Annotated in this window: 16 protein-coding genes; 3 read left to right on the forward strand and 13 right to left on the reverse strand. The window is 36.7% G+C overall.

Translation table 11 applies throughout. From position 1 onward, the window contains the following. The first annotated feature begins 14 nt into the window (after nt 1-14). Together BLR79_RS02525 and BLR79_RS02530 are read left to right on the forward strand one after the other, a co-directional pair. The gene (locus BLR79_RS02525; RefSeq protein WP_092084543.1) at nt 15-914 is read left to right on the forward strand and encodes a C39 family peptidase; all 900 of its coding nucleotides are present in this window, start codon (nt 15-17) and stop codon (nt 912-914) included. A 16-nt stretch (nt 915-930) separates the two neighbouring features. After that, complete coding sequence (locus BLR79_RS02530; protein ID WP_092084545.1) at nt 931-1803, forward strand: cation diffusion facilitator family transporter; 873 nt, start codon at nt 931-933, stop codon at nt 1801-1803. A gap of 61 nt (nt 1804-1864) precedes the next feature. On the opposite strand, the gene BLR79_RS02535 is transcribed toward BLR79_RS02530, so the two are convergent. The 13 genes from BLR79_RS02535 to dnaA all read right to left on the reverse strand — a co-directional run bounded on the left by BLR79_RS02535 (nt 1865) and on the right by dnaA (nt 16855). Continuing rightward, nucleotides 1865-2806: an HTH domain-containing protein gene (locus BLR79_RS02535; RefSeq protein ID WP_092084547.1), complete on the reverse strand. Its 942-nt coding sequence runs from the start codon at nt 2804-2806 to the stop codon at nt 1865-1867. Between the two features lie 98 nt (nt 2807-2904). Then, nucleotides 2905-4287, reverse strand: coding sequence for a replicative DNA helicase (gene dnaB, locus BLR79_RS02540; protein ID WP_092084549.1), 1383 nt, complete (start codon nt 4285-4287; stop codon nt 2905-2907). Nucleotides 4288-4351: 64 nt separating this feature from the next. Continuing rightward, nucleotides 4352-4804: a 50S ribosomal protein L9 gene (rplI, locus tag BLR79_RS02545; RefSeq protein WP_092084551.1), complete on the reverse strand. Its 453-nt coding sequence runs from the start codon at nt 4802-4804 to the stop codon at nt 4352-4354. Between the two features lie 10 nt (nt 4805-4814). Continuing rightward, complete coding sequence (locus BLR79_RS02550; protein ID WP_092084553.1) at nt 4815-6719, reverse strand: DHH family phosphoesterase; 1905 nt, start codon at nt 6717-6719, stop codon at nt 4815-4817. Between the two features lie 226 nt (nt 6720-6945). After that, entirely contained in the window at nt 6946-7179 is a 234-nt protein-coding gene (rpsR, locus tag BLR79_RS02555; protein WP_092084554.1) for a 30S ribosomal protein S18, read from the reverse strand. 22 nt (nt 7180-7201) lie between these two features. Then, nucleotides 7202-7693, reverse strand: coding sequence for a single-stranded DNA-binding protein (gene ssb / locus BLR79_RS02560; protein WP_092084556.1), 492 nt, complete (start codon nt 7691-7693; stop codon nt 7202-7204). A gap of 39 nt (nt 7694-7732) precedes the next feature. Beyond that, complete coding sequence (rpsF, locus tag BLR79_RS02565) at nt 7733-8029, reverse strand: 30S ribosomal protein S6 (protein ID WP_092084558.1); 297 nt, start codon at nt 8027-8029, stop codon at nt 7733-7735. A gap of 164 nt (nt 8030-8193) precedes the next feature. Further along, entirely contained in the window at nt 8194-10701 is a 2508-nt protein-coding gene (gene gyrA / locus BLR79_RS02570; RefSeq protein ID WP_092084560.1) for a DNA gyrase subunit A, read from the reverse strand. Nucleotides 10702-10718: 17 nt separating this feature from the next. After that, nucleotides 10719-12641, reverse strand: a complete 1923-nt coding sequence (gene gyrB, locus BLR79_RS02575) for a DNA topoisomerase (ATP-hydrolyzing) subunit B (RefSeq protein WP_092084561.1) — start codon at nt 12639-12641, stop codon at nt 10719-10721. A gap of 17 nt (nt 12642-12658) precedes the next feature. After that, nucleotides 12659-13777 carry a DNA replication/repair protein RecF gene (gene recF / locus BLR79_RS02580; protein ID WP_092084563.1) on the reverse strand — a complete coding sequence of 373 codons (1119 nt, stop codon included), beginning with the start codon at nt 13775-13777 and terminating at the stop codon, nt 12659-12661. Nucleotides 13778-13780: 3 nt separating this feature from the next. After that, nucleotides 13781-14008 (reverse strand): S4 domain-containing protein YaaA, encoded by a 228-nt coding sequence (gene yaaA, locus BLR79_RS02585; RefSeq protein ID WP_092084565.1) that lies wholly within the window; start codon nt 14006-14008, stop codon nt 13781-13783. A 163-nt stretch (nt 14009-14171) separates the two neighbouring features. Next, nucleotides 14172-15320 carry a DNA polymerase III subunit beta gene (dnaN, locus tag BLR79_RS02590; protein WP_092084567.1) on the reverse strand — a complete coding sequence of 383 codons (1149 nt, stop codon included), beginning with the start codon at nt 15318-15320 and terminating at the stop codon, nt 14172-14174. 161 nt (nt 15321-15481) lie between these two features. Then, nucleotides 15482-16855 (reverse strand): chromosomal replication initiator protein DnaA, encoded by a 1374-nt coding sequence (gene dnaA, locus BLR79_RS02595; protein WP_092084569.1) that lies wholly within the window; start codon nt 16853-16855, stop codon nt 15482-15484. Between the two features lie 508 nt (nt 16856-17363). Between dnaA and BLR79_RS02600 the strand changes: the two genes are divergently transcribed. Beyond that, nucleotides 17364-17612 (forward strand): helix-turn-helix domain-containing protein (locus tag BLR79_RS02600; protein WP_143338761.1); only part of this gene is annotated, 249 nt, incomplete at its 3' end.

Consider the following 17612-nt stretch of genomic DNA (forward strand, 5'->3'; position numbering starts at 1 on the left):
AAGGGGGGAATGCTTTGAAGCGATCGATTCAACGAAATCTTTTTGCGGTTGGATTAGCGAGTCTGTTGATTTATATTAACACCTTCGCCGTTCAATCCTTACTTTCATCTAACTCATCCAATGAACCATCCACTGCTTTACAAAGCATTGAATCCACTTCTCAGCCTCCAGGAGAAACACCTGCTGTTGAAGAGGTCAAGTATACTTTAGATGACGTCTTCAAAGAACAAAAAACCAATAAAAAAAGAGCTCGTCAAATGGCGCAAGCTATTCTTAAAAACGATTATAATAATAATCTAGCTAAAGCTCAGCCAGATATCTTAAAAAGTTTAAAAAGTCATCATTTATCTGCTGATGATATGGCCTATTTATTTTTAGACGAGTCACCTTCTAAACACGTCAACTCTTCACAACAACTCGATATTCCCCTTCTTCTACAAACAGATCCTGAATGGCGTAACTTAGAGTATGGATCAGATTCTTCTAGACAACTATGGGAAAATGGGTGCGCAATTGTCACTTTATCTATGGTTAAAGGCTACTTAGATCAATCAGAAGTGACACCAACTAACATTTTAAAATGGAGTAAACAACAATTTTATCGCCATAATGAAGGAACTTCTTGGCAAATATTTTCTGAGTTTGCAAAAGAATTTGATTACAATTACACTGATTTAGGTAATGACTTTTACACTGCAATGGAGGAAGTTCAAGAGGGACGAGTTGTTGTCGCTTCTGTAAAACCAGGTTATTTTACAGAAATTGGTCATATTTTAGTTATTCGCGGCTATGAAGACGGCTTCGTATTTGTCAATGATCCAAACGATTCTCCCGAAAAACTGCACAGCTACCAGGGTGTTCCAGCCGAAGTTTTCTTAAACGAGGGAGTGAACTACTGGTCGTTTTCAAATTAATTAAGGAGGTGCTCTTTTGAATTGGTCTAGCTATAGAAGATCTCTTTCAGCGACTCACGGCATTTTAATTGGATTTACTGTTTATGTTGTTCTCACTATTATCAAATTATCCGCTGGGTATATTTTCCACTCCTCAGCGCTACGAGCGGATGGATTAAATAACTTATCCGACGTATTTTCGTCATTTGTTATCTTTCTTGCGCTCAGGCTTGCTCATCGCCCCGCAGATGATGATCATCATTTCGGGCATATAAAATTTGAGGCATTAGCTAGTTTTACTGTTTCGCTAGTTATGTTTTACATTGGTATTAGCGTAGTTAAAGAGAGTGCTCTACGCGTGTATTTTAATGATTTTCAAACAGTGGATTTAAAAAGTATTTGGATTGGATTACTATCCATTAGTTTACTTTTTATGGCTTATCGAATTATTTCTCTGATTGCGATTCAAACCAATAGTATTGGACTTCGCGCAACAGCTAAAGATATGTTAAGCGACCTATTTGCTAGTGGAGGAACTATTTTAGCAACGCTTGCATCAGCCGCAGGTTATCCTATCTTAGATCCTTTAATTTCTGTGGTGATTGGATGTTTAATTATTAAAGCTGCTTACCAAATTTTTAGTGAAAGCACCTTTACTCTATCCGATGGCTTTGATCCCGATGAACTAGAAACTTATAGACAAACTGCTTTAAAACATCCTAAAGTTTTGGCTATTCCTTCCATTAGAGCCCGTTTAGCAGGAAGTAAAGTTTATCTTGATATGACTATTGAAGTCGACGGTCAAACGACTGTCTATGACTCTCATGATATTACAGAAGAAGTCGAGCAAATACTTATTTATACCCATCATGTGGACGACGTGGATATTCACGTTGAACCTCACGAATAAAAAAAGACTCTAATAATGAACCCTTTTTTAGAAATTAACTGGATTCATTATTAGAGTTTTTTTACTTCCAAAATTGCCACCATTTCTTAGAAGGCTTTGAATTCGCTGTTGAAGGTTGAGTGGACTCATTAGCGTTCGATTGAGATGAAAGATTGGTCTCTTGAGTGTTAGATGAGGGATGAGGGGAGGTATCCTTTTCTTCTTGTGAATCATCTACCTTTTCCTTGTGATCTTCTTTACTATCTTGAGCGTGACTCATGTTTGAATACTCTAGACGAAGTTGAATATTTTTTTGTTGTTCAATAAGAAGCAATTGTTGTTGCTGGTCTAATAATTTTGCCAGTCGATCAATATGCAAGTCTTTCTCGTAAAGTTGTTGTTCTAACAACTTAAAATATTGCTCCATCGTTTGTGCTGGATCATCATCTTGATCCATATATTTACGAACATATGTTCGTATAAAGTCAGTCACATTCTCATTCATTTCTGGATCAAACGTTTCTTTGTTCTCATCTTCTGTGTTTGACTTTTCTGTTTCATGAGTCTCTTTTTGCTCAGAGTCTTTGACTTCCTCTATAATAGTTTGATTTTCAATCGCTTTGTCATCTTTTTTCCCTTGAGAAGTGTCTTCTTCTGCCACTTCTTTTAATTCATCTTTGTCATCGAGTTCAAAGGATAATTGTTCTGGTTTGTCTATTTGAACAGTAACTTCTTTTACTTCGATGACAGCTTCTTGACTCTCAAGACTTTCTTTACTATCTTTGTCATCTTTTTCCACTTTTACATCTTGTAAAACATCTTCAGATTCTTTTGACTCTTGTGTTTCATCGTCTTCAAGGGTCATAAAAGATTGAAGCTTCAACTGTTGTTCTGGTGTAAAAACAAGTCGATTTGTCTCATCGTATACTTTTTCATCTTCTTTAATTTTTTTGGCATGATAATAAATCAGTTGACGAGACACCCCTAATTCGTCAGCTAATTCTTGGACACTTAAATTTTTCATGTAAAACACCCCGCTCCTTACTTTCTCATTATACCTTATTTTTATTTTTTTACAATTGTAAAACAAAACCCTTTGACAAAGTGTCAAAGGGTTTTACATTAAAAAACAGGCGGCTCGGGTTGATATGAAAGATTAGAAAACTTATTGTATTCACGTTTGAATAATAAACGAACCGTGTCTCGCGGACCACTTCGGTTTTTAGCAATAATGACTTCAATGGTATTATCGCTCATTTCGTCATTGTCTGATACACTACTATCTTCTTCATCTTTTTGATGGTAGTCTTCGCGGTATAAAAACGCCACAATATCTGCATCTTGTTCAATCGAACCTGACTCACGGATATCACTTAAAATAGGTCGTTTATTTTGACGCTGTTCTAAACTTCTTGAAAGTTGTGATAAGGCAATAACAGGAGTGTTTAACTCTTTAGCTAGCATTTTTAATTGTCTAGATATGTCGGATACTTGTTGTTGTCTACTTTCATGACCTGTTCCTTCAATTAATTGCAAATAGTCAATAACAATTAAACTTAAGTCAGGATGTTCTTGTTTTAATCGACGACATTTTGCTCTAATTTCAGAAACCTTTAAACCAGCCGTATCATCAATAAAAATTGAAGCTTCTTTTAAACGATCAACGGCGACAAAAAAGCTTTGCCATTCATCAGCAGTCAATTGCCCTGTTCGTAAGTTAGAAGCATGAATGCTTCCTTCCGCACAAATAATACGGTTAACTAAATCAATGGCACCCATTTCCAGAGAGAACAAAGCGACAGGTAATTTTGATTTAGTTGCGACGTTTTGAGCAATATTTAATGCAAAAGCTGTCTTACCAACAGAAGGTCTTGCTGCTAAAACAATAAGTTGATCGGGCTGAAATCCACTAGTTATTTTGTCTAATTCAGTATACCCCGTTGGTACACCCGTCACGTCCCCCTTTTGTTTTGAACGTTCATGTACTAATTCGACGGCTTCATCAATTAAATATCTCATCTCTTGGAAACGCGTACTACTACTAGCTTCTCCAATTGACAAAATCATCTTTTGACTTTCATCTAAAATAGCTGATAGTTCGTTATTATCATTATGAGCGTCTTCAATGATCTTTTGGCTTGCTGCAATTAATTGTCTTAAAGTAGACTTTTCTTTAACAATTCCTGCGTACTGTTCCGCAAGATGGGAACTAGGAGTCATATCAATTAATTCAGCTAAGTAATCCGGTCCTCCTGCATTTTCCAATTCATCATAGGACTCTAGCTGGTTCACTACTGTTACATAATCAATCACACCATTTTCACGGTTACTAATTGCGTCCATCGCATGAAAAATTAATTGGTGAGATCGTTTATAGAAATCTTGATCGGTGAGTTGTGATTGAACAACAGGTAGTTTTTTAGGATCGATTAAAATAGATCCTAAGACGGCTTGTTCAGATTCAAGACTATAAGGTACTTGATAATCTAAACGACTATTTTCCATACATTTTCACCTTTTCCTTTAAAAGTAAAAAAGATTCCCGCTCAATTAAAAGCGGGAACTTTCATTATTGTTCAACGACATGTACGCGAATTTTGGCTGGAACGTCTGAATGTAAGCTAATATCTACGTTGTGGTAGCCTAAGGAAGCTAAATTTTGTTTCATGTGCATCTTACGTCGATCCACTTTAATTTTAAACTGTTTTTGTAAAGCCTCAGCTACTTGCTTAGGTGTAACTGTTCCGAAAAGACGACCGTCTTCACCAGCTTTTGCTTTAATTTCCACAACCGTTGATTCTTTATCAAGTTCTTTTTTAATTTCTTTTGCTTGTTCAAGCTCTTCTAGTTCGCGTTCTTTATTAGCTTTTTCTTTAGCCTTTAGTTGATTTAAAGCAGCAGGGGTCGCTTCTTTAGCTAAACCATTTTTAATTAAATAGTTTTGACCGTAACCTGCTGCTACCTCAATCACATCACCTTTTTTACCTTGTTTTCTAACATCTTGTAATAAAATAACTTTCATAGTGACCTCCTTAAATTTCTTCTTGTTCTTTTAATACGTCAATGAGTGCTTGATAAGCTTCTTCAACACTAACATCACTCATTTGAGTCGCGGCGTTGGATAAATGTCCTCCACCACCTAATTTCTCCATTGTTGTTTGAACGTTAATCGTTCCTAAACTACGAGCACTAATGCCTACCGACGTGTCTGAACGGCGGTAAATAACAAATGATGCTTCCACATCTGTTAAAGACAACATTAAGTCGGCTGTTTGAGCTGCCACGATATTGTCATAAATCTCATCATCTGGTGCTACGCTGACGGCTTTCCCTTTACCTAAGTACTCTGTTTGTTCGATTAAGTCATTTCGTACTTTTATGAAGGAGAGATCTTCCTTTAGCATACGTTGAATTTGAGTCGTATCAGCGCCTCTAGATTTCAAATAGCTCGCTGCATCAAATGTACGCGATCCGGTTCTTAAAGTAAAGTTATTCGTATCAACAATAATTCCTGCTAATAATGCAGTAGCTTCAAATTTGTTTAACACGTTTGTCGTGTTACGTTCATTACTGAAAAATTCTGTCACCAGCTCTGAGGTTGATGACGCATACGGCTCAATATAAGTTAATACCGTTTGACTTGGGAACTCTTCGCTACGACGATGGTGATCAATAATTACTACATCATGGCCTTCTAATAGGTCTTGAGCTTCACTTAAAGAAGGACGATGATGGTCTACTAAAATCACTAACGTTCGGTCTGTCATAAACTCTTTTGCTTCTTCATGGGTCACAAAGTACTGAGCCCAGTTCTTTTGTACTATAGGAGAAGCCACTAAATGCATAATATCATTATTAAATTCAGCTTCATTGACAACCACTCGAGCGGGCTTTTTCATCTGTGTAACGATCTTATGAATTCCTAAAGCAGCTCCCATTGAATCCATATCTGGTATCTTATGGCCACTGATCAACACTTGATCAGCTTGTTCAATGGAGTTAAGCAGTGCTTGATAAACAAGTTTTGAACGAATACTTGTTCTTCTTTCGGAAGGATTGGTTTTTCCACCGTAAAAACGAGCTTTATCGTCTTTAGCGCGAACAACGACTTGATCTCCACCACGTCCTAAAGCTAAATCTAAGTTTAAAGAGGCTTGCTTAGCCAGTTCATCAATCGAATACTCATCACTTGAAGGATAGGCAATCCCTAAACTAATTGAAATAGGAACGTTTCTTGCGTCACTTGACTCACGAATTTGATTAATATGAATGAACTTTTCATCTTCTAGTTGTTTTAGCGTTTTTAAATTAAATAATAAAATAAAGCGTTCATCATCGATTCGTTTAATATAAATTTGACGCGCTTTGGTCCAGTTATTTAACTCTGAAATTAAGTCTGATTCATATCTAGCTGCTTGTTGATCATCCATAGATTCAATAATTTCGTTGTAGTCGTCTAGATATAAGTAACCGAACACTAATTGATCATATTTTCTTTTTTCGATAACGTCTTGTTCAATCGTAAAGTCGATTAAATAAAATGCTTGTTTTTCTGGATTATGTAATACGCGGTAGTAACGATCTTTAAAGAAGATTAAATGCCATCTTTTATCTGTAGGTATATCTAAAATATCATGAATATGTTCATCTAAGTTTGCTAGCAGTTCTCCCAATAAATTCTGCTGACCAAAGATTTGCTGTAAACTAGGGTTAACCCACTTCACACGGTACTCCTGGTCATATAGTAACACCGCAATTGGCGAACGATACAGGGAGTCTTCTTCAGCTGCCTGGACATCCTCAGTCAACTTAGAAGCTAAAGCATTAAACTCTTCCAAAAAGCCATTGACGTTAACAACAAAGATCGCTACAAAGGCGATAACTAAAATCAACATCAATAAACCTATTTGCCACTTCCAAAAGAAAGCAATCAACATAACAAGTAAGTAAAACGCTGCTAAACTATATACTTGAAAGCTAACGTTTAACGTATTGAATAAATGAAAAAATCGTTTTATATTTTTAAAAATGATGATAAATCACCTCTTTTTCTATTTCTTCTATTTTACCACAAACCCACTTCTATGTCCTAAGTTCTCTTCATTGTTTCACGTGAAACAAAACAAAAAGGATTGAAGGAATCTCCCTTCAATCCTTGAATAATTAGTCTTGTGCTACGAATGGTAATAGTGCCATAATACGAGCACGTTTTAATGATACTGTTAATGCACGTTGGTGTTTCGCACATGTTCCTGTTACACGACGTGGTAAGATTTTACCTTTATCAGAAACAAAACGTTTCAATAATTCAGTGTCTTTGTAATCAGGATGATCAATATGGTTTGCACAGAAGTAACATACGCGTCTTCTGCGACGACCTCCACGACGGAATGCCATATTCGTTTCCTCCTATCTTTTTTTAGAACGGTAAGTCATCTTCAGAAACATCTACTGTTTCTCCTTCATTTAAGAAAGGCGATGACTGACTAAAATCATTGTTAAAATCGAAATTGTTTGACGTGTTTTGATTGCTCTCAAAGTGATTATTGGAAAAATCTGGAGTAGAACTTTCAGCTGGACGTTGTTCCGTTACTGATTTTGGTTCGAGGAAGAAAAATTGTTCCACGACAACTTCTGTAACGTACACGCGTTGTCCTTGATTGTTATCATAACTTCTCGTTTGAATTCGACCTTGAACACCGATCTGAGATCCTTTACGAGTAAAGTTAGCTAAAGTTTCAGCCTGTTGTCTCCAAATAACACATTGAATAAAATCTGCTTCACGTTCACCTTGTTGGTTTTTGAAATTTCGGTTAACAGCTAGTGTAAAGTTACCTACGGCTGTACCTGAAGAAGTATAGCGTAAGTCAACATCTTTTGTTAGTCGACCGACGAGTTGGACAGAGTTCAAGACATCTTCCTCCTTCGAAGTGTTTCACGTGAAACATTATTAATCTTCTTGCTTAGTAATCATGAAACGTAAGATATCACGGCTATAGTTAGCTAAACGAGTGAACTCGTTTAAACCTTCTTCGCTCGCAGTCTCAAAAGTCATAATATGGTAAAGACCTTCTTTGTAATCTTTGATTTCATAAGCTAAGCGTCTTTTTTCCCATTCTTTTGATTCTAGATTTTCCGCTCCACTATTCGCAATAATCGCATCAAAACGTTCTACTAACGCTTTTCGATCATCTTCACCTAAGTCAGGGCGAATAATATATAGGATTTCATATTTTCTAGTTTGCATTCTACTGCACCTCCTTTTGGTCTATATGGCCACAATGTGGCAAGGAGAGTATAAAGGTATACTCACATTTAGTTATTATACGCTAAATAGCTATGGCATTCAACACCTTAATGTTTATTTAATAAAAAAACCGTACTTATTAGTTAAAGTACGGTCAAAAATCTTTATTCTTCGTCCTCTAAGACAGTTTCTTCCTCTACAGTCTCTTCTTCGTCGGTTTTAATAATTTTAACGATCGAACTGACTGCAGCACCTTCATCAATTCGAATGACTCGAACGCCTAAAGTGGCACGAGATGTTTGCGAAATAGTATCAATTTCAATTCGAATAACAACTCCGTGATCTGTCATAATGAGGAGATCTTCTTGAACAGCATCATCGCCTTTACGGTCTGTTACTACTAAACCAGCTAATTTACCGCTCTTTTGGCCGATATTAGCTGTTTTGACTCCTTTACCGCCTCGGTTTCTTGGGGCATATTCTTGGGCAGATGTACGTTTACCATACCCTTTTTCAGTAACCACTAAAACATTACTATCTTCGGTTAATACATCAGCTCCTACGACATAATCACCAGATCGAAGATTGACTCCGCGAACGCCTGTTGCTGTTCTTCCCATAACACGAACATCTTCTTCATTAAAGGTCATCGCATAACCGTCTCGTGTTCCAATAATAATGTTTTGGTGACCTTGGGTGGTCAATACTTTGATTAACTCATCATCTTCGCGCATATTAATCGCAATTAACCCGTTATTACGAATATTTTGATACTCTTCAGTTAAAGAACGCTTAACGGTTCCTTGTTGAGTAACAAAGAATAGATGCTTCTTATTACTATCGCGAGGAATCGCAATCACTTCTTTAACGTGTTCTTCTTTTTCGATATTTAGTAAGTTAACAATAGGAATCCCTCTAGCTGAACGTCCATATTCCGGAATGTCATAGCCTTTTGTTTGGTAAACTTTCCCTTTATTTGTAAAGAATAAAATATCATCATGAGTTGAAGCAACAACTAAGGAATGCAAGCTATCCTCTTCGCCCATTCCCATCCCTTTAACACCGCGACCTCCGCGATTTTGAACTTGGAATTCATCTTCTTTCATTCGCTTAATATAACCATTTGTCGTTAAAGCGATTAAGATTTCTTCTTCTTCAATTAAATCTTCGTCTTCAATGCTTAATAATTCACCGACCCGTAACTCTGTACGTCGTTCGTCATTAAAGCGTTGGTTAATATCATTTAATTCGTCTTCAATAATGTCATAGACGCGTTGTTTGCTGGCTAAAATCTCTGCTAAACGGCGAATGAGTTCAAGTAAGTTATTGTACTCTGTTTCTAGTTTCTCACGCTCTAAGCCCGTTAAACGAACCATACGCATATCTAAAATTGCTTGAGCTTGAATGTCTGTAAAGGCAAATTGCTCAATTAAACGACCTTTAGCTGTTTCACCATCTTTAGAGCTACGTAAAATATCAATAATTTCATCAATAACGTCTAGCGCTTTTAAGAGTCCTTGTAAAATATGAGCACGATCTTCTGCTCGTTTCTTTTCAAAAGCAGTACGGCGTTGAATCACTTCAACTTGATGGTCTAAATACTTTTGTAATATTTCCGTCAAGTTTAAAATCTTCGGTACGCCACCATCGATAGCTAACATATTGTAACTAAAACTTACTTGCAGTGGTGTTGATTTGTAAAGGTTATTTAAAATGACACTTGCACTTGCATCCCGTCTAACTTCAATGACAATTCGCATTCCTTCACGACCCGACTCATCCGCAACGTAAGTAATTCCGTCGACGCGTTTTTCACGAGCGAGTTCGGCAATTCGTTCCACAAGTCTTGCTTTATTTACACCGTAAGGTATTTCTGTGACAACAATTCGCTCGCGGTCACGATTAAATTGCTCTATTTCGACCCGACTACGGATAATGATGCGGCCTCTACCCGTTTGATAAGCTTGACGAATGCCTGATTTACCCATAACGATACCACCCGTTGGAAAGTCAGGACCAGGTAAGACGTCCATTAGTTCATTTAACGTAACGTCTGGATTTTTCATTAATAAAATTAACGCTTCAATAACTTCCCCTAAGTTGTGAGGGGGAATGTTAGTTGCCATCCCTACCGCAATCCCTGATGTTCCATTAACTAAAAGGTTTGGAAAACGTGCCGGTAATACAACAGGTTCTTTTTCTTCTTGTGAGTAGTTATCTTGAAAGTCAATTGTGTCTTTATTGATATCTTTTAACATCTCTAAAGCAATACGGCTCATTCGAGCTTCTGTATAACGCATTGCTGCAGCGCCGTCGCCGTCAATGGAACCAAAGTTTCCGTGACCATCAACAAGCATTTGGCGATAGCTAAAGGGTTGAGCCATACGGACCATCGCTTCATAAATCGCACTATCACCGTGAGGGTGATACTTACCCATAACGTCTCCGACAATACGGGCAGATTTTTTATATGGTTTGTCAGGAGTTACACCTAGTTCATTCATTCCATAAAGAATTCTTCGATGCACTGGCTTTAATCCATCTCTTACATCAGGTAAAGCCCTTGAGACGATGACACTCATCGCATAGTCCAAGAAGGACGTTCTCATTTCATCAGGTAGGCTTATTTTCTCATAGTTACGTGGTTCATCTACATCAAACAAGTCACTCATTTACTTCGTCCTTTCTTTTAAATATCAAGGTTTTGTACATAAACAGCATTTTCTTCAATAAATTGACGACGAGGGCTTACTTCGTCTCCCATTAGCATTTGCATTACCACATCGGCTTCTTTAGCGTCGTCGATTGATACTTGAAGAAGGCGTCTATTTTCTGGGTTCATCGTCGTCTCCCACAATTGATCATAATCCATTTCCCCTAGCCCTTTATAACGTTGTAAAGAATAGCGTGCGTCAGGGTTTTCTTCTTGCCACTCTTCTAGTTCGCGGTCAGTATCGATGTAAAACTCTTTTTGTCCTTGTTTTACTTTGTATAAAGGTGGTTGGGCAATGTAAACATAGCCAGCTTCTAACAATGGACGCATATAACGGAAAATTAACGTTAAAAGAAGGGTTCGTATATGTGCCCCGTCTACATCCGCATCCGTCATAAGAATCAGTTTATGATAACGTGCTTTACTAACGTCAAATTCTGCTCCAAAGCCAGTTCCCATAGCTGTAAATAAAGAACGAATCTCTTCGTTATTTAAAATACGATCCATCGATGCTTTTTCAACGTTTAAGATCTTCCCGCGAATTGGTAAAATCGCTTGATACATTCTTGATCGACCTTGCTTAGCAGATCCTCCCGCAGAGTCCCCCTCTACGATGAATAGTTCACATTTTTCAGGTTCTTTACTTGAACAATCTGCTAGTTTACCTGGTAAATTGGCAATTTCTAAAACGTTTTTCTTACGAGTCATTTCTCTAGCTCTACGTGCTGCCATACGAGCATTCGCTGCCAAAATTCCTTTATCTACAATAATTTTAGCGACTGATGGATTTTCCATTAAGTAAGTCTCTAGTTGGGCAGAGAATAAGCGATCTGTTACGCCTCGAACTTCAGAGTTGCCTAGTTTGGTTTTTGTTTGCCCTTCAAACTGAGGATCCGGATGTTTAATGGAAAGAACCGCTGTCAGTCCTTCTCGAACATCATCTCCCGTTAAATTATCTTCATTTTCTTTTAGAAGATTCATTTTGCGAGCATAGTCATTAATAACACGAGTTAAAGCGGCTCTAAACCCGGATTCGTGAGTTCCACCTTCATAAGTATTAATGTTATTCGCAAAAGATAACGTGTTTGTATGATAGTCGTTAGTATATTGAAGAGCTATTTCTACTTGAATCTCTTCGGGAGAAACTCCTTCTATATAAATAGGTTCTGGATGGATGGTTTCTCTGTCTTCATTTAAATACTCAACATAGCTGACAATACCACCTTCATAGTAGAAACTTTCATCTTTTTGGCGGTCTTGTCTCGAATCTTCAATCGAAATACGTACGCCACGATTTAAAAAGGCCAATTCGCGAATACGATTGCGTAAGCGGTTATATTCAAAATCAACGGTTTCGGTAAAAATTGTTGAATCAGGGATAAAGTTGACTCTAGTTCCTGTTTCTTCACTTTTACCAATAATATCTAACTCCGAAGTTGGTTTACCACGTTCATAAGCTTGACGGTAAATATTGTCATTTCGGTAAACTTCAACAGTTAACTCTTCGGATAATGCGTTAACGACTGCCGCTCCTACTCCGTGTAAACCTCCGGATACTTTATAGCTACCGCCGTCAAACTTACCTCCAGCGTGTAAAACCGTAAATACCGTCTCCACTGCTGAACGTCCCGTTTTAGCTTGAACATCTACAGGAATTCCTCGTCCATTATCAACGACAGTGATACTATTATTTTCTTCAATATATACTTCGATATGGTCGGCATATCCAGCTAACGCTTCGTCAATGGCGTTATCGACAATTTCCCACACTAAGTGGTGTAGTCCATCTGAACTTGTCGATCCAATATACATCCCTGGTCTTTTACGAACGGCTTCTAGCCCTTCTAACACTTGAATTTGATTTGCATTATAATCATTTGACAATCCTTTGTCAGCCATTCAAATGCTCCTTTCTTTTACATGTCTTTACTAACTGTTCCATCTTTTACAATATACACTTGGGCATCCTTTAAATGATTGTTTGTCATATCTTTTACAGCTGCTGTTGTCAAAAACGTTTGCGTTTTTTGTTCAATGTATTCCATTAAAATGCGCTGACGTTCGTCATCTAATTCTGATAAAACATCATCTAACAAAAGTAAAGGGTATTCATTGGTTATTTGATACATCCAATCGATTTCTGCCAATTTAATACTTAAAATAGCGGTTCGCTGTTGGCCTTGAGAGGCAAATAATTGCGCCTTTTTGTCATTAATTGAGATGTCTAATTCATCTCGGTGAGGACCCACAAGCGTATTCCCTTGTAGTTTTTCTCTTTCGTAGACTCGATTGAGTTCATTTAATAGTTGATCACGAATTGTTTGATTATTTGTATAATCTATTTGACTTGTACTACTTTTATATTCAAGCAATAAGTGGTCCCGTTGATTCGATAATTGGTAGTGAATTGGTTCTACAATCTGTTGAAGTGTTTGTATAAACTCTAACCGGTATTGAATAATAATGACTGCTTTATCAACAAGTTGTTCGGTTAATATTTCAAAATAAACAGAATCAAAACCGGAATTTTTTCCATATTGCTTTAAATAATGATTTCTTTGCCTTAAGATTTTTTGATATTGGGATAGTTCATTCAAATACACTGGATAAGATTGACCTAATTCGCTATCCATAAATTTCCGTCTTAAACTTGGCGAACCTTTAATGAGTTGTAAGTCTTCCGGCGCAAACAAAATAACATTGAGTTTTCCAACAAAATGACTTAGTTTTTGTTGTTCTAAATGGTTTACTTTGGCCACTTTTCCTTTGCGCGTTAAAATAAGTTCTAAAGGCAAATCATAATGATTCAAAGCGACATCACCTTGAATCACGGCCGCCGATTGGTCTTCTTGAATCATGTCACTGTCTTGGTTCGTTCGGTGACTTTTAGTTAGCGATAACAAAAAAATCGCCTCAAGGATATTTGTTTTACCTTGGGCATTCTCACCGGCAAAAATGGTTAGATTTTTATCAAAAGTTAAGTCTAAAGAATCATAATTTCGAAAATGTTTTAGCTGAAGTCGTTTAAGCTTCATTGTCTAATTGTCCTTTTTAATATTTAAAAGAACATTATCTTCAATAAGCTTTAATTGATCACCAGGGTAAAGTTTTTTACCTCTTCGATTTTCGAGCTCATCATTTAAATACACTGTGTGTTCACTTAAATACCATTTAGCTAAACCACCTGATGGAATAAACGATTCTCTTTTTAAAATCTGTCCTAGAGTAATAAATTCCTCTTCCAAGTACACATCAAGTTCTTCCATTTTTTCACCTTCATTCCTTCTTCTTGTCTTCTTAATTATACCCTTAAAACGCCTGCAACACAAATAAACGCCGTTTTTTTACCCTTTAGAGCATTTCGAAGTTCTTTTAAAGGAATGCTATTCAAAAACAAAAAAACAGCCTAAAAAGGCTGTTTTTTGTCTTTTAATGAGTTCGAATTGGAGTGAGTAATTGAATTAATTGGCTATGAGGAACTTCTGTTGAAAAGACAGGAACTAGCACTAAAGGTCGAACAGCTGACGTTAAACGAAGTTCAACTGTTCCTTGCGTAAAGGCCTTTAAGGCATCTTTCATATAGTCTGGGTTAAAGGAGATTTTTATCGGCTCTCCTTCAATTTTTTGAGCTTTGAGCTCTTCTTCAACATGCCCTACTTCGTTGCCTTGAACACTTAAATAAGCTGCATTGCCTTCAACATTCAATTGAATATTATTATTTTTAGCTTCATGGGCTAGTAATCCTGCTCGGTCAACGGCGTTTAAAAATTCTGGCGCATCAATCGTAATCGTGGTTGTATAGTTTTCAGGGACAAAACGAGAAGTATCCGGATAAGCTCCTTCAATTAAACGAGAATAAATCGTTAAATGATCAACGGTGAAAATAACTTGTTGATCAGAAATAGCTAAATATAAATCTTGTTCATCTTCAACAATCCGCGTTAGTTCTAATAACGTTTTTTTAGGTACGTTTAAAGCTACTGAATGATCAAAATCAGTAGGAATTTCTAAAGGGATTTGACGCAGCCCCATACGGTGACTATCCGTTGCGACAGCGGTCATTGAATGTTCATCAAACGTTAAATGAATTCCGGTTAAAACAGGACGAGTTTCTTGGTTAGAAGCAGCAAAAATAGTTTGATGAACCATCTGTTTAAAAAACATCGTTGGTAGTTTTAAGCGCTGATTCGTTTGAATATCAGGTAATAGCGGATATTGTGCACCATCCACTCCATTAATTTGAAACACTGCTTGACCTGATGTGATCGTTGCTAAAAATTGATCGTTAACTTCTATTTCTACGGTATCCGTTGGTAATTTACGAACCACTTCGTTTAATAGCCGAGTTGGTAAGACGATACTTCCTGTTCGTTCTATCTGCAAATTAAGTTTTTCGTTATCGCTTGAAAGAATACTTTCAATAGAAATATCCGTATCACTACCGATTAATGTCAATTCATGTTGGTTTAAAGCAAGTTTAATCCCTGTTAGAACAGGAATCGTTGCTTTAGAAGAAATAGCTCTGGAAACATTTGCTAATTCTTCTACAAGTCTTAGACGGTTAATTTTAAATTTCATATCCATGCTCCTTTTATATATATAGTTAATAATAAGAAATAGAAATAGTAGTAGGGGGTGTTCATAGTGTTAATAAGTCGTCTATGACGTTTTAATTCAAGGAATCTTTATGTGCATATGCTGTGTACAAAATATCGCATAACTTTCTTTTTTAAACAGACTCAAGCCGTATTGAATTTAGTGAGTAACTGATTCATTTCGTTTCTTAGTTGTTCATCTGTTTTAAGTTCTTCTTCAATTTTCTCATATCCATATAAAATCGTCGTGTGCATCCGATTACCAAAAGCTTTTCCTAATTTTGGATAAGACTCCCCCGTAAGCTCTCTGGCTAAGTACATTGCAATTTGTCTTGGGATGACAATGTCTTTAGTTCGACGTTTACTTTTAATATCTTGAGCAGTAATATCATAAAACTGCGCAACTACTTCAATAATTGTATCGATATTAATAGAAGAAGTACTTTGAGACGTCGGCTGAACAAAGGATTGCAACGCATCAGCAGTGAGTCCTACATTAATTTCTTTTCCTACCATTGCAGAATAAGCAAAGACGCGGTTAAGAGCCCCTTCTAGTTCCCTAACGTTAGAGTCCATATGGTTAGCAATATACATAAGGGAATCATTATCAATTTCAATGCCTTTATTTTTAGCCTTCTTTTGCAAAATCGCAATACGCGTTTCTTGATCAGGAGGAGTGATGTCAACAATTAATCCCCATTCGAAACGACTCACTAAGCGTTTTTCTAAATTAGCAATATCTTTAGGCTGTCGGTCGCTTGTCAGTACAATTTGTTTTTGATTATGAAACAAGTTATTAAAGGTATTGAAAAACTCTTCTTGCGTTTTGTCTTTTTCAGAGAAAAATTGAATATCGTCGATTAATAAAACATCAATGTCGCGATACATCTCTCTAAATTCTTGCTGAGCACCTTCTCTTAAACTCGTCACAAAATCATTCATAAACTCTTCACTCGTGGCATATCGAACACGGGCTAAAGGATTGGCTCGTTGAATTTCTAAACCAATCGCTTGCATTAAATGGGTTTTGCCTAGCCCTACTCCACCATAGATAAGTAAAGGAGAATAAACAATTCCTGGAGATTCTGCTACTGCATGAGCAGCAGCATGCGCCATTTCATTTCCTTTACCTACAACGAAATTATTAAATGTGTAACTAGCATTCAAATGAGTCGCCTGATCGGTTGAAGTACCTATTGCAGGCGTTTCCTCAGTATTTAAACGAGAAGGCTTTTCTGTTTGTAATGTTTGCGGAGGAAGAACAATGAAGTTAGGACTAAATTCTACCCCTAATGTTTCAAGGGTGAACTGAAGAACGTAGCCTACTAAATGTCTTTCCCAATAACTTTTAGTCAGATCATTAGGGACTGAGATGGTAATTTTTTGATTACCTAGCCGATGAACTTGTGAACTGGCTACCCAAGTTTCGTAAGACTCGTTGGAAAGGATCGTTTTTAAAAAGCTTGATAATTGTTCCCAAAGAGCATATTTTTCATCCACACACGTCACCTCAATCATAAAAAATAATTCTTCTTAATCATATCATAATTAGAGTTATGCACAACTAAAATTACTAATATAAACTCTAAACATATAAACATCCAGTTTATAAACATGTCAATAAAACGGTGTGCATTAATAACGATAAAAACAAGTTACGACTTATCTGTTCATAACTTTCCATTAATTATATCACTGTTACAATAGCGTTTAGAACACTTATGAACAGTTATCCTGTGTATAAGTTGTTGATTTATTTACAGATGTTTAAATGTTAATAAGTTAACACTTTTCTTGTTAATAATTTTTCCGTCAAAAAAACTATTGACACCTAAATAAAATGTTGTGCATGAATTGTTCATAAGTTAAGAAGAAACAAACGAGGATATGAAGAAGCTGTGTAGAAGAATGTCTGAAAAATGTAAGGGTATCATACATATGTGACACAAAAACATAAAAAAAAGAGGAGCTTCTGGTACACTATATCTAGACAAAATAAAAACCATAGTGTGAAAGGAAGCTCCCCATGAAGTCAATTATAACAGAAGAAATGCGATATAGGCAAAAAGTTGTTGAGTATGCGGAAAAATATAATAATAACGCCAAAGCAGCCCGTCGTTATGGCACAAGCCGTCAAAACGTCCAACGTTGGCGCAAGCGTTACGATAAGACGTGGGATAGCTTACGTAACAAAAGTCGCCGTCCTCACAGTCATCCAAACCAACATACTCAAGAAGAACTTCAACTGATTCAGAAAAAATACCGTCGATTTAAG

This window comes from Dolosicoccus paucivorans (genome assembly GCF_900100125.1).
Lineage (GTDB): Bacteria > Bacillota > Bacilli > Lactobacillales > Aerococcaceae > Dolosicoccus > Dolosicoccus paucivorans.

Coding starts and splice junctions, on each gene's coding strand:
- recF (WP_092084563.1), bottom strand. CDS start 13,777: ATGAAGCTTAAACGACTTCAGCTAAAACATTTTCGAAATTATGATTCT.
- rpsR (WP_092084554.1), bottom strand. CDS start 7,179: ATGGCATTCCGTCGTGGAGGTCGTCGCAGAAGACGCGTATGTTACTTC.
- dnaB (WP_092084549.1), bottom strand. CDS start 4,287: ATGGAAAATAGTCGTTTAGATTATCAAGTACCTTATAGTCTTGAATCT.
- yaaA (WP_092084565.1), bottom strand. CDS start 14,008: ATGGAAGAACTTGATGTGTACTTGGAAGAGGAATTTATTACTCTAGGA.
- gyrB (WP_092084561.1), bottom strand. CDS start 12,641: ATGGCTGACAAAGGATTGTCAAATGATTATAATGCAAATCAAATTCAA.
- gyrA (WP_092084560.1), bottom strand. CDS start 10,701: ATGAGTGACTTGTTTGATGTAGATGAACCACGTAACTATGAGAAAATA.
- dnaA (WP_092084569.1), bottom strand. CDS start 16,855: ATGATTGAGGTGACGTGTGTGGATGAAAAATATGCTCTTTGGGAACAA.
- rpsF (WP_092084558.1), bottom strand. CDS start 8,029: ATGCAAACTAGAAAATATGAAATCCTATATATTATTCGCCCTGACTTA.
- rplI (WP_092084551.1), bottom strand. CDS start 4,804: ATGAAAGTTATTTTATTACAAGATGTTAGAAAACAAGGTAAAAAAGGT.
- dnaN (WP_092084567.1), bottom strand. CDS start 15,320: ATGAAATTTAAAATTAACCGTCTAAGACTTGTAGAAGAATTAGCAAAT.
- BLR79_RS02535 (WP_092084547.1), bottom strand. CDS start 2,806: ATGAAAAATTTAAGTGTCCAAGAATTAGCTGACGAATTAGGGGTGTCT.
- BLR79_RS02550 (WP_092084553.1), bottom strand. CDS start 6,719: ATGTTGATTGCTTTCTTTTGGAAGTGGCAAATAGGTTTATTGATGTTG.